The sequence below is a fragment of the Bradyrhizobium sp. JYMT SZCCT0428 genome, assembly GCF_018131075.1.
Lineage (GTDB): Bacteria > Pseudomonadota > Alphaproteobacteria > Rhizobiales > Xanthobacteraceae > Bradyrhizobium.
This window is the reverse complement of record NZ_JAFCLS010000080.1, coordinates 1-25,099: the sequence shown is the minus strand read 5'-3', so window position 1 is coordinate 25,099 and position 25,099 is coordinate 1. Positions and strand designations below refer to the sequence as shown.

At 61.3% G+C, this 25,099-nt stretch carries 18 protein-coding genes and 1 pseudogene; 15 read left to right on the top strand and 4 right to left on the bottom strand.

The window, feature by feature from the left end:
* Nucleotides 1–399: 399 nt before the first annotated feature.
* Nucleotides 400–1,353, bottom strand: coding sequence for a ring-cleaving dioxygenase (locus JQ575_RS40940; protein ID WP_212038833.1), 954 nt, complete (start codon nt 1,351–1,353; stop codon nt 400–402).
* Nucleotides 1,354–1,475: 122 nt separating this feature from the next.
* Here JQ575_RS40940 and JQ575_RS40935 point away from each other — a divergent pair, with 122 nt between their 5' ends.
* The 9 genes from JQ575_RS40935 (at nt 1,476) to JQ575_RS40895 (ending at nt 11,792) form a co-directional block, all read left to right on the top strand.
* Nucleotides 1,476–2,237: a crotonase/enoyl-CoA hydratase family protein gene (locus tag JQ575_RS40935; protein ID WP_212038832.1), complete on the top strand. Its 762-nt coding sequence runs from the start codon at nt 1,476–1,478 to the stop codon at nt 2,235–2,237.
* A gap of 142 nt (nt 2,238–2,379) precedes the next feature.
* On the top strand, nt 2,380–4,044 hold the full coding sequence (locus JQ575_RS40930; RefSeq protein ID WP_212038831.1) for a bifunctional UDP-sugar hydrolase/5'-nucleotidase: 1,665 nt from the start codon (nt 2,380–2,382) through the stop codon (nt 4,042–4,044).
* Between the two features lie 107 nt (nt 4,045–4,151).
* On the top strand, nt 4,152–5,078 hold the full coding sequence (locus JQ575_RS40925) for a histone deacetylase family protein (RefSeq protein WP_212038830.1): 927 nt from the start codon (nt 4,152–4,154) through the stop codon (nt 5,076–5,078).
* A gap of 77 nt (nt 5,079–5,155) precedes the next feature.
* Complete coding sequence (locus tag JQ575_RS40920) at nt 5,156–5,407, top strand: exodeoxyribonuclease VII small subunit (RefSeq protein ID WP_065730974.1); 252 nt, start codon at nt 5,156–5,158, stop codon at nt 5,405–5,407.
* Between the two features lie 143 nt (nt 5,408–5,550).
* Nucleotides 5,551–6,849, top strand: a complete 1,299-nt coding sequence (locus JQ575_RS40915; RefSeq protein WP_212038829.1) for a hypothetical protein — start codon at nt 5,551–5,553, stop codon at nt 6,847–6,849.
* A 329-nt stretch (nt 6,850–7,178) separates the two neighbouring features.
* Nucleotides 7,179–9,125, top strand: a complete 1,947-nt coding sequence (gene dxs / locus JQ575_RS40910; RefSeq protein ID WP_192735115.1) for a 1-deoxy-D-xylulose-5-phosphate synthase — start codon at nt 7,179–7,181, stop codon at nt 9,123–9,125.
* 99 nt (nt 9,126–9,224) lie between these two features.
* Nucleotides 9,225–9,788 (top strand): nucleoside 2-deoxyribosyltransferase, encoded by a 564-nt coding sequence (locus JQ575_RS40905; RefSeq protein ID WP_212038828.1) that lies wholly within the window; start codon nt 9,225–9,227, stop codon nt 9,786–9,788.
* Between the two features lie 2 nt (nt 9,789–9,790).
* Entirely contained in the window at nt 9,791–10,546 is a 756-nt protein-coding gene (locus JQ575_RS40900; RefSeq protein WP_212038827.1) for a TlyA family RNA methyltransferase, read from the top strand.
* Nucleotides 10,539–11,792, top strand: a complete 1,254-nt coding sequence (locus JQ575_RS40895; RefSeq protein ID WP_212038826.1) for a methyltransferase — start codon at nt 10,539–10,541, stop codon at nt 11,790–11,792. The genes JQ575_RS40900 and JQ575_RS40895 overlap by 8 nt, the downstream gene beginning before the upstream one ends.
* 83 nt (nt 11,793–11,875) lie before the next feature.
* Here JQ575_RS40895 and JQ575_RS40890 read toward each other — a convergent pair whose 3' ends face one another.
* Nucleotides 11,876–12,745, bottom strand: a complete 870-nt coding sequence (locus tag JQ575_RS40890; RefSeq protein ID WP_212038825.1) for a DUF1194 domain-containing protein — start codon at nt 12,743–12,745, stop codon at nt 11,876–11,878.
* A 247-nt stretch (nt 12,746–12,992) separates the two neighbouring features.
* Between JQ575_RS40890 and JQ575_RS40885 the strand changes: the two genes are divergently transcribed.
* The gene (locus JQ575_RS40885) at nt 12,993–14,315 is read left to right on the top strand and encodes an SEL1-like repeat protein (RefSeq protein WP_212038824.1); all 1,323 of its coding nucleotides are present in this window, start codon (nt 12,993–12,995) and stop codon (nt 14,313–14,315) included.
* A gap of 97 nt (nt 14,316–14,412) precedes the next feature.
* Nucleotides 14,413–14,718 carry an ATP-dependent Clp protease adapter ClpS gene (gene clpS, locus JQ575_RS40880; protein WP_211999152.1) on the top strand — a complete coding sequence of 102 codons (306 nt, stop codon included), beginning with the start codon at nt 14,413–14,415 and terminating at the stop codon, nt 14,716–14,718.
* Nucleotides 14,719–14,731: 13 nt separating this feature from the next.
* Here the strand turns inward: clpS and JQ575_RS40875 are convergent, their stop codons facing one another.
* Together JQ575_RS40875 and JQ575_RS46770 are read right to left on the bottom strand one after the other, a co-directional pair.
* Entirely contained in the window at nt 14,732–15,916 is a 1,185-nt protein-coding gene (locus tag JQ575_RS40875; RefSeq protein ID WP_212038823.1) for an adenylate/guanylate cyclase domain-containing protein, read from the bottom strand.
* A 1,733-nt stretch (nt 15,917–17,649) separates the two neighbouring features.
* Nucleotides 17,650–17,721: pseudogene (locus JQ575_RS46770) on the bottom strand (transposase); the annotation flags it as partial.
* 256 nt (nt 17,722–17,977) lie between these two features.
* On the opposite strand from JQ575_RS46770, the gene JQ575_RS40870 reads away from it, so the two are divergent.
* The 4 genes from JQ575_RS40870 to JQ575_RS40855 all read left to right on the top strand — a co-directional run bounded on the left by JQ575_RS40870 (nt 17,978) and on the right by JQ575_RS40855 (nt 24,949).
* Nucleotides 17,978–18,976 (top strand): ABC transporter substrate-binding protein, encoded by a 999-nt coding sequence (locus JQ575_RS40870; RefSeq protein ID WP_212038822.1) that lies wholly within the window; start codon nt 17,978–17,980, stop codon nt 18,974–18,976.
* Nucleotides 18,977–19,316: 340 nt separating this feature from the next.
* Nucleotides 19,317–20,663, top strand: coding sequence for an NAD(P)/FAD-dependent oxidoreductase (locus tag JQ575_RS40865; RefSeq protein WP_212038821.1), 1,347 nt, complete (start codon nt 19,317–19,319; stop codon nt 20,661–20,663).
* Between the two features lie 2,064 nt (nt 20,664–22,727).
* Complete coding sequence (locus tag JQ575_RS40860; protein WP_212038820.1) at nt 22,728–24,329, top strand: hypothetical protein; 1,602 nt, start codon at nt 22,728–22,730, stop codon at nt 24,327–24,329.
* 47 nt (nt 24,330–24,376) lie between these two features.
* Entirely contained in the window at nt 24,377–24,949 is a 573-nt protein-coding gene (locus tag JQ575_RS40855) for a tetratricopeptide repeat protein (protein ID WP_212038819.1), read from the top strand.
* The last annotated feature ends 150 nt before the right edge of the window (nt 24,950–25,099 follow it).

Genomic DNA, 25,099 nt, shown 5'->3' with positions numbered 1-25,099 from the left:
ACGGTGGCAATAGAGGCCGTCTCACCGGGGAGAGCGCGTCATAAGCCGTAAAGCCATTGCGCAGGGAATGTCGGATGTTCTCCGCTGCCCTGTATGCTCATGTGCAGCTTCTTTAGCACAATCGCACATGAGACCGCGGGTGCAGCGCGCATCCGGCATTCCCTGCGCCCTCTGATTGGAGAGGGCGGGAAGTTTCTGGCAGCTCGGGCGCAATGCGTCACGAGATCGCGAAGTTGCGTTTGGATGATGGCACCAACAACAAACACCACCGTCGTCCCGGCGAAGGCCGGGACCCATACGCCGCGGCGGTTGTTACTGCGCACGATAGTCGACGACTTCCCTCAACAAGAGATGACCGGGGTTATGGGTCCCGGCGTTCGCCGGGACGACAAAGCAACCCTACCCGATCGGCTTCAGCCCTGCCTCGATCGCCGAGCGGCGCGGTTCGAGGAACGGCGGCAGCGCCAGTTTCTCGCCGAGCGTTTCCATCGGCTCGTCGGTCGCAAAGCCGGGACCGTCGGTTGCGATCTCGAACAGGATGCCGTTGGGTTCGCGGAAATAGAGGCTGCGGAAATAGAAGCGATCGATCTCGCCGCTGTTGCGAACGCGCAGCTCGTTCAGCCGCTGCGTCCAGGCGTGATACTGCGCCTCATCAGGCGTACGGAACGCGACATGATGCACGCCGCCCGCGCCCTGCCCCGCCATCGGCGACGCCTTGTCCTCGAGCACATGCAGCTCAGTGGCAGGATTGTTCTCGTCCTTTGCCTCGCCCATCGCGAACACGTGAATCTGGGCGCCGTGCGCGGCATAGTCGCGGACGCGGCGCATGTTCATGACCTCGGTCAGCACCAACGCGGTGCGGGGCAGATCGTGCACGGTGAGCACGATCGGGCCGAGACCGCGAATCTGATGCTCGGCCGGAACCGTACTGCGCTCCCAGGGCGAGGAAGCGTCCACCCCGCCGTCGTCGACCAGCACCAGCCGCTGCCCCTCGCCGTCTTCGAACGGCAGCGTCAGCCGGCCGTCGACTTCGATCACGTCCCCGGTCACGCCGCCCGCCGCCTTCAGGCGGTCGCGCCAGAACCCGAGCGCCTTTTCACCCGCGACCCGCAGGCCCGTGCGCGAGATCGAATTGGCGCCGCGCCGCTCGGGCGCCGCCGGAAAATCGAAGAAGGTAAGGTCCGTGCCGGGATTGGCTCTGCCATCGGCATAGAACAGATGGTAGGCGCTGACATCGTCCTGATTGACCGTCTTCTTGACCAGCCGCATGCCGAGCAGGCCGGTGTAGAAGGCCAGATTCTCGCGCGGCTTCGCCGAAATCGCGGTCAAATGGTGAATTCCGGTGAGCTGCATGGCATCATCCTTATCGCGAGGAAAATCAGGTGCGGCGATTTGGGTCTTCTGCGGGATCATGTAGGATATAACGTGATTGTTCGCCAGCGGCCCTGTCGCCGGCCTGTTCAGGGACAAGCTCCATGACCGAACACCTCATAGTGTCCGACGAAGACGCCACGCGCGTAATCACGATGCGGCGGCCGGAGAAGAAGAACGCGATCACCCAGGACATGTATCGCGAGATGAGCGATGCGATCGACAAGGCGCAGGACAATCCGGCCATCCGCTGCATCATCATCACCGGCGGCTCCGGCGTGTTCACCGCCGGCAACGATCTGGAGGATTTCCTGAAGGACGGCACCTCCAATCCCGATGTGCCCCGCGCCTCCAACGCTGCAAAATTCCTCTATTCGCTGGCGCACAACGCCAAGCCGCTGATCGCCGCCGTCGACGGCATTGCGATCGGCATCGGCACGACCATGCTGTTTCATTGCGACCACGTGCTGGCCAGCAAGACCGCGACGTTCTCCACGCCGTTTATCAATCTGGGCCTGGTGCCGGAAGGCGCCTCCAGCCTCTTGATGCCGCGCACCATGGGGCACCAGCGCGCGTTCGCGATGCTGGTGATGGGACGCAAATTCACCGCCGACGACGCGCACGCCGCCGGCTTCGTCAACGCAGTGGTAGCGCCGGGGCATACCGAGGCCGAAGCGCGCAAGGTGGCTCGCGAAATCTGCGCGCTGCCGGCCGAAGCGGTGGCGATCTCGCGCAAATTGCTAAAACTGCCGCCGGAAGACCTGACCCGCCGGATCGACCAGGAGCGCCATCTGTTCGGCGAACGGATGCGCTCCAAGGAAGCGATATCAGCGTTCAAGGCTTTCTTCGAACGCAAGAAGGGGTAGAAGGAAAGACGCTCCCTCCCCAACCGTCATTGCGAGCGCAGCGAAGCAATCCATCGCGCCGCATGAAGATAGAATGGATTGCTTCGTCGCTGCGCTCCTCGCAATGACGGGGAAACAGAACACCACCTGACATGTTAGCTCCATGAAAATTGCTCTTCGTTCAACCCTTGCGCTGGCGATCATGACGGCGCTTGCATCACCGGCGCTCGCCCAAACCGCCGCCCCCATCGATCTGCGCATCCTCGCGATCAATGATTTTCACGGCTATCTCCGCCCGCCGCAGCTCGGGATCCGGATCGCCGATCCCGAGGACAAGAACAAAAAGACCTTCGTCGCCGCCGGCGGCGCCGAGCACATGGCAACGTTGGTCAGGGAACTTCGCGACGGCCACAAGAACTCGATTTTCGTCGCCGCCGGCGATCTGATCGGCGCCAGCCCGTTCCTGTCGGCGATGTTCCATGACGAGCCCACCATCGAGGCGCTGTCGATGATGGGGCTGGATATTTCCTCGGTCGGCAATCACGAGTTCGACGAGGGCAAGGCCGAACTGCTGCGCATGCAGAATGGCGGCTGCCATCCGGTCGACAAGTGCCAGGGACCGCATCCCTTCCTCGGCGCGAAATTCCGCTATCTCGCCGCCAGCACCTTCGAGAAGGCGACCGGCAAGACCGTGCTTCCCGCCTATGAGATCAAGACGTTCGAGGGCATTCCGGTGGCCTTCATCGGCCTGACCCTGAAGGGCACGCCCAATGTCATCTCGCCGGAGAGCGCCGCCGGCCTCGAATTCCGCGACGAGGCCGAGACGGTGAATGCGCTGATCCCCGAACTGAAGGCGCGCGGCGTCGAGGCCATCGTGGTGCTGATCCATGAAGGCGGCCTGCCGACCGGCGACTACAATGAGTGCCCGGGCATATCAGGCCCGATCGTCGATATCGTCAGGAAGTTCGACAAAGCGGTCGACATCGTCGTCTCCGGCCACACCCATCAGGCCTATGTCTGCGAGATCGACGGAAGGCTGGTCACGTCGGGCGACAAATACGGCACCATCGTTACTGCGATCGACGTCAAGCTCGATCCCAAGAGCCGCGACATCGTCAGTGCCAGAGCCAACAACACCATCGTCCGCACCGAGGCCTACGCGAAGAATCCCGAGCAGACCGCGCTGATCGAGGCCTATGACCGGGTTGCAGCGCCGATCGCCAACCGTCCGGCCGGGTCGATCACGGAAACGCTGTCGCGTGTGCCCAACTCGGCAGGCGAGAGCCCGCTCGGTGATGTCATCGCCGACGCGCAACTGGCGGCAACCAGTGCGCCTGCGAACGGCGGCGCGGTGATGGCGTTCACCAATCCCGGCGGCGTGCGCATCGACATCACGCGCAAGGAAGATGGAGCGGTGACCTATGCCGACCTGTTCGCGAGCCAGCCGTTCCGCAATCAATTGGTGACGCTGACGCTGACCGGAAAGCAGATCAAGGACGTGCTGGAGCAGCAATGGTTCGATCCGAAACGGCCGCGCATCCTGCAGGTGTCGAAAGGCTTCAGCTACGCATGGGACAACACCAAGCCGGATGGCGAGCGCATTCTCCCTGAGCGGATGGCGCTCAACGGCGCGCCGATCGATCCCGCCGGGAACTATCGCGTGACCGTCAACAATTTCCTCGCCGTCGGCGGCGACGGCTTTACGATCCTCACGCAAGGAACCGCCCCGCGAATTGGCGTCTACGACATCGATGCGTTGAACAGCTATTTCCTGGCCAACAGTCCGGTCGCCCCCGGCGCGGTCAACCGCATCGCCCGAATCAACTGAGGTCTGGTCCGCCGGCCGGTCCCCCCGCGGGAACCATGGCCCTTTCCGAGCGGCCGTTGAGCGCCTAGATTGTGCGTTCGCGGCCCGCCCGCACGCCAGGATTTCGCATGACGCTGTTACTGACGCATTCCGCCTGTCTCGACCATCTGACGCCGCCGGGACATCCCGAGCGGCCCGACCGGCTGCGCGCCGTCGCCGAGGTGCTCGGCGAGGATCGCTTCAAGGCGCTGGTGCGCGGCGAAGCGCCGGAAGGCAGTCTTGATTCCGTGACGCTGTGCCATGGCGAGCATTATGTCGGCGAACTCCGCCACATCGCGCCGACCAGCGGCCTGATCTATATTGACGGCGACACCTCGATGTCGCCGGGGACCTGGGAAGCTGTCATGCGCGGCGTCGGCGGCGCGGTGGCCGCGACCGACGCGGTCATGTCCGGCGCCCATCACAACGCGTTCGTCGCGGTCCGCCCGCCCGGCCATCATGCCGAAGTGAGCAAGCCGATGGGCTTTTGCTTCTTCGACAATGCCGCGATCGCCGCCCGCCATGCTCAGCGCAAATACGGCATCGCGCGCGCGGCGGTGGTCGATTTCGACGTCCATCACGGCAACGGCACGCAGGATATTTTCTGGTCCGATCCGACCGTGATGTATTGCTCGACGCACCAGATGCCGCTGTTTCCCGGCACCGGCGCCTCCGGCGAGCGCGGCGAGCACGACACCATCGTCAACGCGCCACTGGCGTCGGAGGACGGCAGCGTCAAGTTCCGCATGGCGTTCGAAAACCTGATCCTGCCGCAGCTGCAGAAATTCAGCCCCGAACTCATCATCATCTCGGCCGGCTTCGACGCGCATTTCCGCGATCCCCTGGCCTCGCTCAACGTGAAGGCGGACGATTTCGGCTGGGTCACGCGCAAGCTGATGGATGTCGCCGACAGCAGCGCCGGTGGCCGGGTGGTCTCGGTGCTGGAGGGCGGCTACGACCTGCAGGGGCTGAAAGAGTCGGTCGCATCCCATGTCACCGCATTGATGGGCGCTTAAATCCCCGCCACAATACGCCCGCAAAACTTCGCTTGATTCTGCGCTCACGATTTGGGGCGCAACTGGGAACGCAATTTATGGCCGAAAACACCCAAGTGGACGTCAAAAAGCTGAGCTTCGAGCGCGCGATCGAGGAACTTGAATCGATCGTCAAGCGGCTCGAGGACGGCAAGGTGCCGCTTGAGGAATCGGTTGCGATCTACGAGCGCGGTGAGGCCCTGAAGCGACGCTGCGAGGAACTACTGCGACAGGCCGAGGCCCGCGTCGACAAGATCACCACCGATGCCAGCGGACAGGTGACGGGCACCGAGCCGCTCGATGTTCAATAATCGAGGACATTAGGCGAATGTGACGCCCGCCATCCCGCAAGGGCCCGAAATAGCGACCGAATAAGCTACCGAATCAGCCGCCGAATTAGTTCTTGGCGCGCAAAACGGCCTGATATAGTCCGGCCAGAACCCGGGGACAGTTCGTGCGCGTTCAGCACCGCCATATCATCTACATACAGGGGTACGATCCGCGCGGATTGGCGCAATACTACCGCATGTTCCGTACCGAACTGCGGAAATTCGGCCGGCTGTACCAGCTTTCCGCCACCATCAGCCGGCCCAAAGTCGCAGCCGACGACGAGATGGCGTCCTGGACCATCGAGACCAAGGCAGACGACTGGCAGACCCGTACCAGCTACGACTTCCTGCGCTTCGAAGACTTCATCCAGCGCGACCTCGCCTCGCCGATCTGGCGCACGGTTCTCAACGCGGTCTGGATCTACTGGCGGCTGGTGTTCAACGGCACGCTCGCGCGCTTCACACGTGCGAACTGGCGTTTCGCGGCCTTCATCACCTACCCGCATTTTGTGCTGCTGCTGGAAGCCCTGGGCTCGGCCGGCATCGCCTTCGTATTCATGAAGGGCCTCGACGCGCTGGGTATCCCGGCGCCCTTCAGCATTGCCGCTTCTGTCGCGATATTCGTGGCACTGCTCGGCACCATGCTGAAATACACCGAAAGCAGCACTTACGTGCTCTATCTGCTGTCCGACTGGATCTGGACCTGGGACTTTGCGCACCGCGCCCGCCCCGACTGGGACCAGCGCCTCGACCGCTTCGCGCAGCACCTCGTCAATGTGGCGCATTCAAGTGATGCCGAAGAGATCGTCGTTGTCGGCCACAGTTCCGGATCATTCCTGGGCACCGAAACGCTGGCGCGCGCGCTTAAGCTCGATCCCGCACTGGGGCGTCACGGACCGCGCATCGTCCTGCTGACGATCGGCGGCAATTTGCCAATCATCGGCTTCCACGCGGCGGCGAAGGATTTCCGCGAGCACCTGCGCCAGCTCGCCGTCGAGCCGTCGATCGACTGGATCGACTGCCAGGCCCGCAAGGACGTGATGAATTTCTACCAGTTCGATCCGATCAAGAGCCACGGCATCGAGGTCGGCAGCATCAGGCGCAATCCCACCATCGTGGCGGTGCGTTTTCGCGACATCGTCCGGGCCGACAATTACGAGACCTTCCGCTGGCAGTTCTTCAAGGTCCATTTCCAGTTCGTGATGGCCAACGAGCAGCCCGACGCCTACGATTTCTTCATGATCGTCTGCGGACCGATCCCCCTGAGCGCGCGCATGGCCGTTCCGGATGCCGCGCTGGCGGTTGCAACCGGCGATCCGGCCGCGCGCGAATGGGCCTGGAAACGGATCGAAGCCGCCAGCACCGGCGCGCTGGATGCGACCGATTTAGGCAACATGGAACCTTCCGCCCGCCGGAGCGGTTAAAAAATCGAGGTTTTTGAACCGAACGGCCGGGAACCCGGACCTAGCTGCGGGTTGGCTTTGGCCGCCGCTTTGGTGTAAAGCTTGCAATTCTATGGGCTGTGGAGAGCGGGTCTGCCGGTCATTTCCGACGGAAGCAAGTTCTTCAAATGGCTGAAGAAACTGACCGGGAAGGGTTAAACGGACCAGCGTGATGTAGATCACATGGCTCGATCCGGAGTGTATCTTGGCTTTCAAATCAGAAATCGGCCTGCCGAGATGGCACCCGGGGTCTGGATTTTCGCTGCGCGGTTAACGCGCAACCCATCTCGCGTCGGACCATTCGCTCCGACATGCAAAATTGGAATATCGCTGTGACCGAATTTAGTAAGACGCCTCTTCTCGATACCATCCGCACGCCTGATGACCTTCGCAAGCTCAAGATCGAGCAGGTCCAGCAGGTTGCCGACGAGCTTCGCCAGGAAACCATCGACGCGGTTTCGGTGACCGGCGGGCACTTCGGCGCCGGCCTCGGCGTCGTCGAACTGACCACGGCAATCCATTACGTGTTCGATACGCCCCGCGACCGCCTTATCTGGGACGTTGGCCACCAGGCCTATCCGCACAAGATCCTCACCGGCCGCCGTGATCGCATCCGCACGCTGCGCACCGCCGGCGGTCTGTCCGGCTTCACCAAGCGCAGCGAGAGCGACTACGATCCGTTCGGCGCCGCGCACTCCTCGACCTCAATTTCGGCCGGCCTAGGCATGGCCGTGGCGCGCGACCTCTCCGGCGGCAAGAACAACATTATCTCCGTGATCGGTGACGGCTCGATGTCAGCGGGCATGGCCTATGAAGCGATGAACAATGCGGGCGCCATGAACTCGCGCCTGATCGTCATCCTCAACGACAACGACATGTCGATTGCGCCCCCGGTTGGCGCGATGAGCGCGTATCTGTCGCGGCTCTACTCCGGCAAGACCTACCGCACGCTGCGCGAGGCGGCAAAGCAGATCAACAAGCGCCTGCCGAAGATCATCGCCAACCGCGCCAACCGCGTCGAGGAATATTCCCGCGGCTTCATGATGGACGGCGGCACGCTGTTCGAGGAACTCGGCTTCTACTATGTCGGCCCGATTGACGGTCACAACCTCGACCATCTGCTGCCGGTGCTGAAGAACGTCCGCGACATGGAGACCGGCCCGATCCTGGTTCATGTCGTGACGCAGAAAGGCAAGGGCTATGGCCCGGCCGAAGCCTCCGCCGACAAATACCACGCCGTCGTCAAGTTCGACGTTGCCACCGGCGCCCAGGCCAAGGCCAAGCCGAACGCGCCCGCCTACCAGAACGTATTCGGCCAGAGCCTCGTCAAGGAAGCCGAGAAGGACGACAAGATCGTCGCCATCACTGCGGCGATGCCGTCGGGCACCGGCGTCGATATCTTCAACAAGGCGTTCCCCAACCGCACGTTCGACGTCGGTATCGCCGAGCAGCACGCGGTGACGTTCGCGGCCGGCCTCGCCACCGAAGGCTACAAGCCGTTCTGCGCGATCTACTCGACCTTCCTGCAGCGCGGCTATGACCAGGTGGTCCACGACGTGGCGATCCAGAGCCTGCCGGTTCGTTTCGCGATCGATCGCGCCGGTCTTGTCGGCGCCGACGGCGCCACCCATGCCGGCTCGTTCGACAACGCCTATCTCGGCTGTCTGCCGAACTTCGTGATCATGGCCGCTTCCGATGAAGCCGAACTGGTTCACATGGTCGCCACGCAGGTCGCGATCAACGACCGTCCGAGCGCGGTGCGCTATCCGCGCGGCGAAGGTCGCGGCGTCGAGATGCCCGAAGTCGGCATTCCCCTCGAAATCGGCAAGGGCCGCATCGTCCGCCAGGGCAGCAAGATCGCGCTGTTGTCGTTCGGAACGCGCATGGCCGAATGCGAAAAGGCCGCTGACGAACTCGCAGCGCACGGCCTTTCCACCACGATCGCCGATGCCCGCTTCATGAAGCCGCTGGACGTCGATCTGGTGCTGAAGCTGGCGCGCGAACACGAAGTGCTGCTCACGATCGAGGAAGGCTCGATCGGCGGATTCGGCTCGCACGTCATGCAGACGTTGTCCGACAACGGTATGCTCGACGGCGGACTGCGGATGCGCGCGATGATCCTGCCCGACGAGTTCATCGACCATGACTCGCCGAACGCGATGTATGCCTATGCCGGCCTCGACGCCAAGGGCATCGTGGCCAAGGTGTTCGAGGCGCTCGGCAAGGATTACAAGGCCGAGACGGTCAAGCTCGCCTGAGATTGCATGGCGTTTTTGGGCGAAAGCCTGCCCCGGATTTGATCCGGGGTGGGAACCTTCTCGCGTCAGGAAAGCGCGCCTGAAATACCCGGTGATCCCATGAAGATCTATCTGGCAGGCCCTGATGTATTCCTGCCGGACGCGATCGAGATCGGACGGCGCAAAGCCGACATCTGCGCTCGCCATGGCCTGACCGGACTTTATCCGCTCGATAATGTAATCGACCTGTCGGCCAGCGACGCTTCGCTTGCGATCTTCAAGGCCAATGAAGCGATGATGGATGCGGCGGATGCCATTATTGCCAATTTGACGCCATTTCGGGGCCCAAGTGCCGACGCCGGTACGGTCTATGAACTTGGCTATGCGGCGGGTCGCGGCAAGTTCTGTCTCGCCTACAGCAACGACCCGACTGCCTATCGCGATCGCGTCGCGCGAATATGCGACGTGACGACATCTGCCGACGGGCGGCTCGTCGATCCGGAGGGGCTTACGGTGGAAGATTTCGGCTGGCCGGATAATCTCATGATGATTCACGCGCTCGATCTGCACGGTTGCCCGCTGGTGACACCGCGTCAGCTATCTGCGGATATCTGGCACGACCTCACCGCGTTCGAGGCCTGCGTCGGCTTGGCGGTGGATCACGTCAAAGGCAAATCGAGCTGAAATTGGCTGACACGCACGACAACAAGACTGCTTCCCGCAAGCGCGCGGACGTGCTGCTGGTCGAACGCGGCCTGTTCGAAAGCCGGGCTCGCGCCCGCGCCGCGATCGAAGCCGGCGGCGTAACGGCCGACGGCAAACCGGTCGCAAAGGCGTCCGACCTGATCGCCGCCGACGCGAATCTGGCCGCGCAACCCGCGCATCCCTATGTTTCGCGCGGCGGCGTCAAGCTGGCGGGCGCGCTGGAACAATATCCGATCGAAATCGAAGACCATGTCTGCCTCGACGTTGGCGCATCGACCGGCGGCTTCACCGAGGTGTTGCTCGCGAACGGCGCCAGCCTCGTGTTCGCGATCGATGTCGGGCACGGCCAGCTGCACCCCTCGCTGCAGGGCCATCCCAAGATCGTTTCGATGGAAGCGACCGATATTCGCGCCTTCGAAGGCAAGCGCCTGCCCGCACGACCCGACATCGTCGTGATCGACGTCAGCTTCATCTCGCTGAAGGCGGTGCTGCCGGTGGCGCTGTCGCTGGCGGCGGCGCCGATGCATCTGCTGGCGCTGATCAAGCCGCAGTTCGAGGCGGCACGAAAGCACTCCAAGCGCGGCATCATCCGCAATGCGATGGTGCATCAGGAAATTTGCGACGACATCGCGGCATTCGCGACCTCGCAGGGCTGCACCGACATCCAGATATTTCCGTCCTCGATCACCGGCGGCGACGGCAACATCGAATTCTTCCTCGGTGCGCGCCGTGGCTGAAGCCGAACACCTTGTGATCGACCATGTCGGCCATCGCGGTGACGGCGTCGTCACGGCCGGCGGCATCAGCGTCTACGTGCCCTACGCGCTCGGCGCTGAAACGGTCGAGGTCGAGCGAGTACCGGGTCATCCCGACCGCCGGCGGCTGATCAAGGTCGAACGCGCCAGCGCGGAGCGCATAGCACCTTTCTGTCCGCATTTCGGCGTCTGTGGCGGCTGTGCCATCCAGCATTGGGACGCCGAGCACTATCGCGCCTGGAAGCGCGAGATCGTGGTCGCGACGCTGGCGCAAGCCGGGATTGCTTGCGACGTCGCGCCCCTGATCGACGCCCATGGCCTTGGCCGACGCCGCATCACCCTGCACGCGCGGATGGGTACGCATGAGGTGCTCAAGGTCGGTTTTGCGGCGGCCGGTTCGCACGACATCATCCCGATCGACCGTTGCCCGATCCTCGACCCGCATCTGGACGGCGCCCTTGAGGCCGCCTGGGCGATCGCAGAACCGCTGATCTCGGTTGGAAAGTCGCTCGATATTCAGATCACGGCCACCAGCAGTGGCCTCGATGTCGACGTGCGCGGCTCCGGCGCGCTCGCGACAGCCCTGATCGCAAGATTGTCTGATGTCGCCGAGCGGCACAGACTGGCGCGGCTGACGCGCCATGGCGAACTGGTGCTGATGCGAACGCCGCCGGTCGTCAGCATCGGTGCCGCCCAGGTAGCCCTGCCGCCCGGATCGTTCCTGCAGGCGACCGTGGCCGGCGAGGAAGCGCTCGCCGCATTGGTCGCCGGCCACTGCAAGCGCGCCAAGCATATCGCCGACCTGTTTTGCGGCGTCGGCCCGTTCGCGCTTCGCCTCGCCACCAAATCGCGGATCGCCGCCTTCGACAGCGACGCAGGCGCGGTTGCAGCCTTGCAGAAGGCGGCAACATCGACGTCGGGCCTCAAGCCGGTCAAGGCCGAGGCGCGCGATCTGTTCCGCCGGCCGCTGATGCCGCAGGAGCTGCGCGATTACGATGTAGTTGTGTTCGATCCGCCGCGGCAGGGCGCGCAGGCGCAGGTGACGCAACTCGCGGCGAGCAAGATCCCGACAGTGGTGGCGGTGTCTTGCAACGTCACGAGCTTCGCGCGCGACGCCAAAATCCTGATCGACGGCGTCTATACGATCGAGGGCGTGACGCCGGTCGACCAGTTTCGTCACACGCCGCATATCGAACTGGTGGCGCGCTTCGTGCGCAAAAAATCGTAGGATGGGTTGAGCGAAGCGAAACCCATCGACCGCCGTTGCAGCAACAATGATGGGTATCGCTTCGCTCCACCCATCCTACGGCGTCACCGCCCCCAGCGGTCCTGCCAGATCTTCTCACCGATCAGGCAATTGACCCGCGGCTCCTTCTCCTTGGCTGCAACCGGCACCACCGGGCGCTCCGGTGTACGGCCCGCGATTTCGAGCAATAATTTGGTCCGGATCGCTTCCTTGAATTTCTCGCGCTCCTTGATGGTCACTACGAACGAGCCGGGACCACCGATCACGCAATCCTCATAGTAGGCATCCAGATTGTCGATATCCATGGTGGAGTAGGACGGCTCCTTCACCATGATCGGCAGACCGTTGATGACGACCCCCTTTTCCAGCGCAGCATCGCGGGCGACGACGACGGGACCACCGTTGTTGTTCGGACCGTCGCCGGAAATATCGATCACCCGCCGCAACCCGCGATACGGATTCTCGTCGAACAGCGGCATCGCGAAATTGATCGCACCCGATATCGAGGTGCGCGACGCCCGGCGGATCGGGGTCTTCATGATCTCGTTGGCAACGGCGTCCGCCGTTTCCGGACCGTCGATCAATCGCCACGGAATGATGATCTTCTGGTCGGTGGAAGCCGCCCACTCGAAATAGGTCACCGCGATCTTGCCGTGCGGGCCGGTCTTCAGCGCCTGCAGGAACTCCTTCGAGACGATGGCCTGGGCGTACCCCTCGCGCTGGATTGCCAGCTCATCCATGTCCATCGAATAGGAGACGTCGACGGCAAGAACCAGTTCGACATCGACGGACGGCGTGGCTCCCTTGTCCGCCAATTGACGGCTCGGTGGATGGTTAAGTTGGCTCCTTGTGCCCGGCGCGGCGAACCCCGCGACATCGCCACCGGCGAGTACGCCTGCCACAAGCACAGCTCCGATCGAGACATACCAGCGCATTGCTGCCCTCCCGTCGACTGGTGACAATGGTGACACGCAAATTGCGCCGCGCAAAGGGCAGATATCATCTGTCCTTCACATTTGGGTTAGCTCTCCACTGCCTCGATTGGAGGCAAGCGTTGCCGCGCCTCGATGCGCGATCGCGTAAGGATCCGCCACAGCACGTAGGAATACGGTGATGTCCGATTGAACAAATCCGGCATTCACCGCGACAGAAGGGGCGTGCGGCGACCAGGCCGCAGATGGCATGGACATGGTCATACCCCCGAAACGTCCCGAAATTGTGCGCCGGCGCATGTCGCCGCGCGCGGTCGTGCCGTCGGTCCTGCTGTTTTCCACGCTCGCCGTCGCGGCGGCGCTGTTGCTGCCACCGAAAATATCCGGCGCGGCGCAGCCCGAGGCTGCGCCAGCGGAACCAGCGCTGAATTCGGCCAATGCCGGCGAGCTCTGTCTGCGCCTTTCCGAAAATCCCAAGGGTTACATGAGCGACGAGGCGCTGCGCCGCCGCTGGGCCCTGCGGAGCGAGAGCTGCACCCTGGCGTTCGTCAATCAGCCCGAAAATACCCATTTCAAGGTCGCTGTAGCGCGATCGATGCCCTACGCAAGGAAGCTCGAGGCGCTGGCCCTGCTGCGCGAGGCCGCCGCACAAGGCAACGCCGAGGCTTATTACGAACTCTATGAGCATCACAAATCCTGGGACCGCGGCGACCTTGACAAGGTGCCGATGGTGACGCGCGCCGAGGCCGATCGGGCGCTCCACAAGGCGGCCGAACTCGGACATCCCTTTTCCACGCAGATGCTGGCGATCCTGCTGAACCGGGGCTCGACGGTGAAACGCGATCCGGTTGCCGCGCGGTACTGGGCCGAGCGCGCGGTCGCCAACCCGGCGAAAGACGCGAGCAAGGCAGACCTTCAGGTGCTGCTCGGCCGCTTGCTGGTGACGTCGGACAGGCCGGTCGAACGCGCCCGCGGCATCGATATCCTCGAGCGAATGGCAGCGGCAGGCGTGTTCGGCGCCAGGCGGGAGTTGGCGATCGCCATCCGCAAGGACGATCCGGTTCGCGCGCGCACGCTGCTCGAAGAGTCGCTGCGGCCCGATCCCGGCGGCGCGCCGCCGCCGCTGGCCGAAATGCTGATCGCCGGTGAAGGCGGCCCCGCCGATCCCAAGCGCGCCCTCGCCTTGCTCACGGCACGCACCGACACGACAGGCGTCAAGGGCGCGCTGGGACGGCTCTATCTGGAAGGCAAGGTGGTGCCCCGCGACGTCCAGCAGGCGGCGAACCTGCTCGACCAGGCCGGCGCATGGGACCTCGACGCGCGCCTTGATGTGGTTCGTATCCTCGCAGGCAATCCCGAGGTCCGGATCAAGAATGCCAAGCATCTGCTCTATTACGCCACCGAGGCCGCGGAACTCGACGAACCCGGCGCGATGGCCGCGCTGATCGACCTGAAACTGTCGGAAAACGCCCAGTTTCAGGACCGGCCCGGAGCCTGTAAACTGATCGAGACGGCCGTCGGCCGCGGTGATCGGAGCATGACGCAGCGGCTGGCGGACTGCCGCGCCCTTTGACCACGGCGCGGAGCTGTCTCTTTTTTGACGCGTTTTCTTCACGCGAACCGGTATCCACTTCGCTCGAAAACGCTATGGTTTCGGAGCCGCCACAGGAATGATCGATACCGTCGCCAAGCCAAAAACAAAGGTCAAAACCAAGACCGAACGGCCGCGCCTGCACAAGGTTATCCTCGTCAATGACGATTACACGCCGCGCGAATTCGTCGTCACGGTGCTGAAGGCCGAATTCCGCATGACCGAAGATCAGGCCCACAAGGTCATGATCACCGCGCACCGCCGCGGGGTGTGCGTGGTCGCCGTCTTTACCAAGGACGTCGCCGAGACCAAGGCGACGCGCGCCACCGACGCCGGCCGCGCCAAGGGCTATCCGCTGCTGTTCACGACGGAGCCCGAGGAATAGCGCTGGGCTACAGCTAGGCCGCCGACGTTTCGTCGGCCAGGCCAAAGACACGCTCCGCCTTCGAGAATCCGGCAATCGGAAACTCGCCAAGATCGCTCCACCCTCCCCGGCAGATGCCGGCGAATCCTTCCGATGCCACCACCGTGCGCTGCAGGCGGCTGGCGATCTTTTCCAGCCGCGCCGCCAGATTCACGGCAGGACCGATACAGGTGAAGTCGAGCCGGTTGCCGCCGCCGATATTGCCGTAGAGAATCCGTCCGACATGCAGGGCGACACCGAACCGAAAGCGTTCGATGGCGTCGCCGATCGGATACTGCAATTCCGCGACGCTGGCACGGGACTCACGGGCGGCTTCAAGCACGCGCGAACAAACCTGCTGCTCGTCGCCGACATATTCGTCGATCGGAAACACGGCCAGCAATCCGTCGCCCATATATTTCAGAACCTCGCCGCCATGGGAGCGGATCGCCGCAACCTGGCAGTCAAAATACTGGTTGAGGATGTCGACCACCGTCTCGGACGGCAGCCGGTCGGACAACGCCGTAAAGCCGCGCAGATCGGACAGCCAGATCGCGGCATTCATCGATTCGGTATGACCACGGCGAATCTGTCCGCCCAGGATCCGCTCACCGGCGCGGTTGCCGACATAGGTATCGAGCAGGCTCGACGCCGTACGGCGCAAGCTGATGATCTCGATCACCCGCGCCAGCGGCGTCGTTATTTGGCGCAACGCAGACAGCTGTTCTTCGGTGAAGCCCCCCGGTTGCTTTGTGGTCCAGCTCGATGCGTGCACCGCACCGTCCGTGAACAACAGCGGCAGCGCGACATAATCCGTGACGCCTTCGGCGCGCATGTCCTCGACGATCGGAAAGCGGCTGCTCTGTGGGTCATCGACACGGGCGCGAACCTCCAGCCCCTGCTGAAACACATGGATCAGGGGACTGTTGTGAAAAACCGGCGATTCGAGAATCTTGAAATCGACCGTTCCGAACTCGACCTCCGCGCCGAGCCGCCAGATGAAGTTGCGGCCGAAGATATCGGGATGCAGGGTTCGAACGAAGAAGCCGACGCGCCAGAGCGGCAGTCCGGCCTCCACCAGCCGCTCGCAGACCTCAGCCATCAGCCGCGGCGAGTTGACCACGGACCTTGCGCCGTCGATCAGCCAGTTGGTGATTTGGTGCAGCTCGGAAGCGTTCATGGCGTCGCCATTTGTCGCGCAAGTCCGGCGCGCGTCAAGGCTGATATCGCAACCCGCCGGGATCGATGAGGGCTTCGCGCGATTTCTGATTTAATCGTCAAGGAACCAAAATCCTTCAGACAAGGCACTTCCAGACAAGACACTTCCAGACAAGACTTGGCATTCTCGCGGCCTGATCTACCCGAGGCTTGCTATCGAATTCCTTACCCTCCAAAAACAGAGGGCGCAGGGAATGCCGGATGCGCGCTGCACCCGCGGTCTCGTGTGCGATTGTGCTAAGAAAGCTGCACACGAGCATACAGGGCAGCGGAGAGCATCCGACATTCCCTGCGCAGTGGCTTTACGGCTTATGACGCGCTCTCCCCGGTGAGACGGACTCTATTGCCACCGTCGCCCCTCGGAAGCGTTAGCTCCCGAAAGACTTGACGCCGTTACGGGCGCCAGGACCACACGCTTTCGCCGTACGCCTTTGCTGCGACCGTCAATCGCAACATCAACGTCCACCGCATCCCCGCCCCTCGTCATGACGACGGCCGACGCCCCTCTGAGTGGGACGGGATGGCGACAATGTGCCGGTGATTTGGGTCGAAGGAAAGGAAAATATTTTTGATTTTCGGAAACTTAGGACTTGACATGATTTCCGCAAATCCGAATTGATTTGCCCGTCGGGTTGATATGTCGCACTCGACTTGCGCGATTTCGCTTGCGCGCGAGGCGACGCAGCACCGTCGGTAGGGCGGATTGAGCCGACTTGTCCGCCGTCGCTCGCAGAGCGAAGGCGGAAGGTGTAATCCGCCGCCCAAACGGGGTCTGCGCTATCCAACGCCCATGTCGAACGATCCTCACGCGATCGACCGGAGGAGATTCTAGCGAAGATGATCGCCTGACGATAACCTGGATGGCGGATTACGCCTTCCGCCTTCGCTCTGCGAGCGCCTCGCGCAAACTCGCGACATGATCGACGAGGAGGGTTTTCCGCCGCTCCAACGGATTAGCCGTGAAGAACCAGCAGCCGCCCGGAACGAACGCGCGACGATAATTCGGCATGGGACGCAGATAACACATGCTATAGTTGTGCCAGCCTGCCCCATGTGGGCTGTAATCACGGCCAAGCTGATATACTGCCCTCTCGCGATCGGGATTCCATGTTAGAAATTGCTGGTGGCATCATTCTCGCGATCGTTGTCCTAATTTTCGTTTTAGCTAACTTTGGTCGGATTCTTCTGGGTCTATCGGCAGTCTTTACGATAGGGATAGTGATCGTCGGTGCAGTCTTAGTTTTCTCTCTGCCCACGGATATCAGAAGCGCCATCCTAATTGTTCTACTTGGGTTCGCCGCCGTCTGCGCTTTTGGCTACTGGACGCACGTCGATAAGAGGTTTCACCTTCCCGACGACGATTCAAACAAAGGCAGCGGGTAAAGCCGGTACGCCCGGATGAGCACAGCAACATCCGGGATCAAAACAGCTGGATTGCTTGTCGCTTTGCTCAATGACGCACGAAGATCGCAGGCTCTCGCGACGAACGACGGGTTACGCTCGCTCTAACCCGTCTACAAATTACCCCACCTGCCCACTGTGCCGCAGCAGATGATCCGCCAGCCCGTAGGCGCGTTGGAGCGAAGTGTAATCCGCCGTTCCGTCGAAAACAAAAGCGGCGGATTACGCCTCCGGCTCCAATCCGCCCTACGAGCTTGCTACGAGCTTGCGATGTGGTCGACGAGCTGGGTTTTTACGCCGCTCCGACGGATTGACCGTGAAGAACCAGCAGCCGCCCGGAACGTACGCGCGACGATAATTCGGCATCGGACGCAGGGTGGTACATGCTACACTTGTGGCACAGCAAGAGGGCGGATTGCGCTTCGCTAACCGTCCTGCGAACTGAGAATGTCCGTTCACCGGGGTAGACCGGAAGTCGCCGTGGTCCGGCCAAACCGACGCGAATGACCCCAAGCGGGCATTGGACCCCACCCAAATACACTTCCTTCGAGCGCCGACAACACCTTCCAAGCATCGGGCTTGGACAGATACACTTCCCGCATCCTGATCCAGGGAGGCGGGCATGAGACGGCGCGCGTTCATTGGGCTAATCGGCGGCTTGGCTGTGTCTCCAATCGCTGGGCGGGCGCAGCAGCCAGCAAAGATGAAGCGGCTCGCACTAGCTGACCCAGCGCTAAAGGTTGCCGACATGCGGATTGGAGGCGACTCGAGTTACACGTTGGGTCTTCAGGAACTCCAGCGCCTTGGTTATATCGAAGGTCAGAATTTGATCATCGACCGGTTTTCGGCTGACGGGACAGGGGAATATGGCGACCTCGCAGCCAAAATCGTCAGCGCGCATCCAGACGTGATCTTTGCTCCGGGTACGTCTATCACTCTCGCATTGAAAGCGGCGACTAGCACAATTCCCATCGTTGCCATCACTGGCGATCCGATTCGATTTGGGGTGGTATCCAGCCTGTCGCATCCGGGCGGAAACGTTACGGGGGTTAGCATTGATGCTGGCGTTGAACTTTGGGGTAAGCGTCTTGAGCTGCTTGCTGAAGCCATCCCAAAGGCTCGCAACGTGCTTTTCGTCTCAACGCAAGCGGGTTGGGAGGCTGCGGGCGGCAAGGCGACGCGGGAGACAGCTCAAAGGCTCGGTATTGCGTTAGCGATTGCGCCCGTCTCCACTCCGGTCAATGAACAGGCATACAGCGACGCTTTTCAAGCCATCCAGCGGGACCAAGCCGATGGACTTGTGATTGCAAGTATTATCAACGCCTACGCTCATCGCTTTCTTCTCGTTAAACTCGCCCAGCAAATCGGTCTCCCGACGATGTTTGTTTTTCGCGAGCAGGCGGAAGCCGGAGGATTGATGTCTTATTCCATGGATCTAAAGAACGCCATTCGGATCGCTAATGCGCAGCTGGCTGAGATATTGCGCGGTAGCAAACCAGGCGAGATGCCGTTTGTCCAAGGGACGCGATACGAGTTTGTGATTAACCTGAAGGCCGCAAAGGCAATAGGTCTCACGATTCCTCCGGCATTGCTCGCCCGCGCCGACGAGGTGATCGAATAAAGCCGCCTATTGGCACCTTTGAGACATGCCGACCTGCCCTGCGATGTCCGCTTCCGGGGGAAAACCGGAAGTAGTCTGCTGACGACCAAAGTGACGCGACTGACCCACAACGGACGTCGGGCCTGTTCTGCCTCGATTGCGCTCCATTTCTGACTCGCCGCTCGTTCGCAAAGTGCTAGTCTTGGCCATTGCAGAAGGCATGTTCTCGGCGAGGTCAAATGCGACGGCGCGAGTTCATCATGTTGGCCCCTTTTCTGGCTATGCTGCCACTCGCAGCGCGCTCCGAGCAAAGGCCAAGGAAACTTTCACCGTCAGTTATGACGGCGGTTGAGCAATTTCGATGACAAGCTTATTCGGGCGCCACGCGATAGTGGTCGGAGCCGGTATTGGCGGTCTCACCGCGGCGAAGGCCCTGTCTTCATACTTCGTCAACGTCACCGTGCTGGAACGTGATGCCTTACCTACCGCGCCGATCGTGCGCACCGGCACCCCCCAAGCGCGGCAAATTCATGTGCTCCTCAGAGGTGGTCTCGACGCGCTTATGGAATTCTTCCCCGAGCTCGAAGCAGAACTCGAGCGCGCGGGTGCCGTTAGGGTGCGCGTCGGTTCCGAGTCGCTCCTGGAAATGCCAGGATTCGATCCGTTTCCACGGCGTGATCTTGGCTTCGATTATTTATGCATGACGCGGCAACTAATGGAATTCGTTGCAAGGCGCTTTGTTGAACGGCAGAGCAATATCGCACTGAATTCGCGTTGCCGCGTTACTCAATTAGTGGAATCGCCCAACCGGAACGCGGTTACGGGGGTTCGTTATGATGAAGCGAACGGGCGAAGCAACGAGATCGCGGCTGATTTTATCGTAGACGCGTCGTCTCGCGGCGCGCTTACTCTCGAACTTCTGGACAGGGTCGGCCTGCTAAGGCCCCAAGAGACGGAAATCGGCATCGACCTACGCTACGCAACCGCCATGTTCGAGATTCCACCTTCCGCGCCATGTGACTGGCGCGCGGTGCTCCACCGGCCCGCCGCCCAAAGCGGCCGTGGCGGGTTACTCGTTCCGGTCGAGAATAATTGCTGGCAAGTCAATTTAACCGGCATGCATGGCCAACTCGTGCCGGAAAGCGTTGGAGAATTTATCGCTTTTGCCAAGACATTGCGAACCCAGACAATCCATGACGCGATCAAGGACGCTGTACCTATTGGACCTATTCACCGGTTCGGCTTTCCCGGCAGTATACGGCGACACTTTGAGAGACTTGATAGCTTTCCAGATCGTCTGCTGCCGCTCGGTGATGTGATTTGTCGATTCAATCCGGCATTCGGTCAAGGAATGAGTGTGGCCGCGCAAGAAGTAGGTGTCTTGAAGCGGCTGATCGAAGCGCGATCCCTGGATGCGGATCCGCTGAACGGACTAGCCCAGTCCTTCTTCGTGGCGATTCAGGACTTTCTCGCCGCGCCATGGACGGTGACCGAAAGCGACTTCATTTTTGAGAAGACGCGCGGGCAACGTCCGAATGATTTTCACCAACGCTTGAAATTGAACCTCGCGTTGCAGCGGGTCGCGTCGGAGGATGCAACGGTGCATCAGATCATGAGCGAGGTGACCCATCTGATGAAGCGATCCAGTGCTCTGCGCGATCCGCAGATCGTCAGCCGGGCGACTGCACTGATGTCTGCTTCCACTTGACCGTTGGTAAGTCCGAACGTGGCACCCTGGAGACATGCCGCCTATCCTGAGAATGTCCGTTCACCGGGGTAGACCGGAAGTCGCCGTGGTCCGGCCAAACCGACGCGAATGACCCGGAACGGACGTGCGGCTTGGGCACCGACTTGTCCAACTTTCCACAGTCTCCTATTTTCGAAGAACTCTAACCAAGACCGTCAAAATTAGCCCGAGGAGACCTAACCCGCCAATAGGCGCAGTGAAAAACGGAATTATCCAGAAATTTACTCTCTCGCCGTCGCATAGCGTCCCGATTGATGCAATGAGCGAACAATGCAGTTGTGCGTAAATGATAGAGAGTAGCCATAGCCCAGCTACAACAGCGTAAATCGCTGGCATGCGCAAACCTCGTCGCGGCAGTCGAGGCGATCGCGGCGATGAAGCTGATCGTCAGCATCAGGGCAATATAGCGGGCGAGCCACAGGGTCACACTTCGTGAGTTTATGTGACTGCCATCACAGAGCAACGCGGTTCTTCGTGCTCTAGTCAAAAGCGTGGGAATGGTCCCGCAAGCCATTGTGGATCGGAAGGCGACTACCATGAACACGAAATTTGAAGTGACAGCCAAACCTGAAGTAGCCACTCCCCGTCCCCTTGATCTCACCGAGTTGGCCGAGGTGTCTGCTGCGGGATTCTGGCGAGAACTGGGATCAATTTATTTCGAAACGGGTCTTAGGCTCAGTGCACCCCTAGCGGCTAATGTCTTATACGGTAAATTGTAAGCCACCTAGCTTCAACCTCTGGTTGATCTGTGCAGTTTTTGCCCCAATCATCGCGCAGCGGCCGGGCGGCCCCGGCCCCAACCCTTCCCACCCTAAGCCGGGACCGCTTTTGAATACGGACTAGCATTGTGTCCTGTCCGACCTATCTTGCCGGCAATTGTTTCCCGACGCGCGGCAAGCCGTGTCCCAGCCGGTCCCGACTGGCTGCATGAAATCAAACGCGACGGTTACCGGCTGCTGGTGCTGCGCGCGCCCAACGTCTGTTACCGAGGCAAGAGCAGACATGCCCGAAGCTCAAAGCGATTTCCGAGTTTGGCACCTTTGAGACATGCCTGCCTATCCTGAGAATGTCCGTTCACCGGGGCAGACCGGAAGTCGCCGTGGTCCGGTCAAACCGACGCGAATGACCCATATCGGACGTCAGGCCTGATCTACTTCTGAGGACCTGCGGTTTTCTTAAGGAGCAGCTTTCGCGATGGTCCGCAAATGTGCTTGGGATGGACAGTCATGCGGAGCCTGCGCTAGCTCCAAACCTTGTTTGCGACCCAGCGCGATGCCCTCTGCAATTGCCCTCGTAACGATCTCAGCATCAGCGCTAGAGAGCGGTTCTAAAAAAAAGGTCGTCCATGAGCGCTCAATCTGATGGGCGCGAATCAGGTCCCATTCTGTAGCGGGCGGTTTAATAGGCATGTGATTACTCCATCACAAACTCAAGCTGACCCACTATGCGGTCGCTTCGCGAGCATATCATTCTGGTCTCCGGGGAGAAGTCTAAATGGTTGGACTGCGAACAGCGCTAATGCTGATCTGCTCTGAGAAAACAGCTTGCTTACGTCTCGAATTGTTCCCCGGGAGAGGGATCAGCCCTGCGGTCTGAACCGCAATTAGCTCCGACATTCTCGCTAGCGGCGCATAGCTCTCTATGGTGATATTTGAACAAATATTTGGTCGAGGCGGCTGAGCAGCGTCGAGTGACTGGGAGCGCTGGACCGACGAACACGGGCGTGTCCAGGACCGTCACCTCGAGCCGAAGTGGGCAAGGAGTCCTGACCCTTTTGATGTCCGCCAGTCTCTAATTTACGTCGCGTAGCGCTGCGCGAAAGCGCAGGGTGTGGTGGCTGAGAGCATTGCACTATCACCTCGCGAGACGGGCATTATGCAATTGGTTGCCTTGGATCTACGCGTATGTCCGCATCGTAATGCCTTTTCGCAGGACAACTGGGCGACAGTATCAAATCGGCAAAGGGACGAGAGATCCAGCCGTCCTTGGAGCAAGCAAGCTGACAGGCCAGAGAGGAGACTTACGATGAACACGTTATTGGGGCGAATCTTGTTTGCTGCCGGCCTGATCACCGCTGCACTCACAAGTGGCGCAGTCGGCCAGCAAGACGAAAAGCTCGGCAAGGTGGTCTTCCCTACGTCTTGCGATTCCAATGTGCAGGCCGAGTTTGATCGCGGCGTCGCCATGCTGCATTCATACTGGTTCCTAAAGGCCCGTCGCACGTTCGACGCGATCCTGCAGCAGGATCCCACCTGCGCCATGGCGCATTGGGGTGTGGCGATGGACTTCCTCGGCAACACCCTTGCAGCCACGCCGAGCCGGGCCGACGCGCAAGCTGCTTGGGACGCGCTTGAGAAAGCGCGGGCTGCAGGGCCGAAAACGCAGCGCGAACGGGACTGGATCGAGGCGCTGAGCGCCTATTTCCGCAACCATGACAAGATCGCGGTGGATGTGCGACTGGCAGCCTACAAGGCCGCGATGGAGCGGATGGCTCAAAGCTATCCGGATGACTACGAGGTGCAGACCTTTTACGCGCTGACGCTCCAAGCTTCGGCGCCGAAAGGCGACCTCACCTATGCCAATCAGATCAAGTCCGCGGCGCTTCTGGAGAACCTTTTCGAGCAGAACCCGCAGCATCCGGGTGTGACGCACTACCTCATTCACGCCTACGACTTTGCACCACTCGCCGAAAAGGGAATCGCGTCGGCGCGGCGCTATGCTGGCATTGCGCCGGCCGTACCGCACGCCCGGCATATGCCGTCGCACATCTACTCCATGGTCGGACTTTGGGAAGAATCCATCGCCTCGAACGCGTCGTCACTTGAGATCCAGCCCGACTACTATCACGCGTCGGATTTTACGGTCTATGCCCACCTGCAGCTCGCACAGGATGCCAAGGCCGATGCGATGATCAAGAAATCCCTTGCCACCGCCGACCGCGGCGATCGTCCGATCAACTTTGTCCATTTCACCGCGAAGGCCGCGATGCCAGCGCGTTACGTCCTGGAACGGGCAGATTGGGCCGGCGCTGCCGCGTTGCCGATGAATCCGACCCAATATCCTATGGCGGATTCATTGATCCGTTTCACGCGAGGTCTCGGCATGGCGCGCACTAGCGATCTCGCGGGTGCCAAAGATGAGATCGAAGCGATGAAGGCGTTGCGCACGACGCTGCAGCGCGCCGACCAGTCCTACTGGGCCGACCGCACGGAAGAGCAGATGCTTGCCATCTCCGCATTGGTGGCACTGAAAGAAGGCGATCGCGATCAGGCACTGCGGTTCATGCGAGCGGCGGCTGACAGCGAAGACGGTAGCCTCAAGCATGTGGCGATGGAGAATCGCCTCTATCCGTTCCGAGAGCTTCTGGCGGAACTGCTTCTTGAGACAGGGCAGCCCGCAGCTGCCTTGAACGAGTTCGAGACCGCGCTCAAGCAGACCCCCAACCGCTTCCGAGCGTTCTGGGGCGTCGCCCGCGCCGCCGACAGCGCAGGTGACCGCCAGAAGGCATCCGAGTACTTCGGCAAGCTGGTGAACTTGACCAAGAACGCTGATACGGAACGGCAGGAAATCCGTGAGGCCCAAGCCTACTTGCGCCGAGATAATACGATAGGTGGCGTACGAAAATAACCCCTCGGCTGTCTGGTCCGGCAGCCGACAATTCGAGAAGGCAGGCAATGATCCGCGCGGTCGCGTTGGCTACGATGCTCGGCGCGCTGGCGGTCAGCGTGGCCGTCTACACCATAGGCTCGCCAGGCTGGCGGAACGCGACACCGCAGTTGGGCGGGCTCGACCGTCGGGCGGAGACGGCCATCACGACCGAAGCATGGCCGATCTGCACCACCATGGCGTCGGTCGCATCGGACGCAGACTGGGCGCAACTCGACCCCGATTTCAAGGCCGGCAAGAAGGCGCTGGGCGTAGCGAATTGGAATGCTGCTGTCGCAGCGTTCGAACTCGCCGCGCTGCGCGACCCGACTAATGCCGATATCCAGAACTACATTGGCTATGCCTATCGACGGCTGCATCAGATGGGTCCAGCCATTGGCCACTATCACAAGGCATTGATGCTAAATCCGCGCCACCGCAGCGCGCATGAGCATCTCGGTGAGGCGTATCTGGTGCTGGGGGAGCCGGCCAGGGCACAGCAAATTCTGGCGGCGTTGGAAAACCTCTGCCTCATTCCCTGCGAGGAATATAACGACCTCAAACAGGCCATTGCGGCGTACAGAAGGCTAGCCACGCGCTGATCAGCGGCCTCGGATTTTCTCACGGAGCCCAGCTTTTTCATGACAGCCGCCTTGCATGAGTCCGTTTGTGGCAGATTTTGTTGCAAAAGTCAGTTGAGACAGGCCGCGAAGCGTGATTCCGTTGTGATGACGCGATTCTCGGTGAGGTCG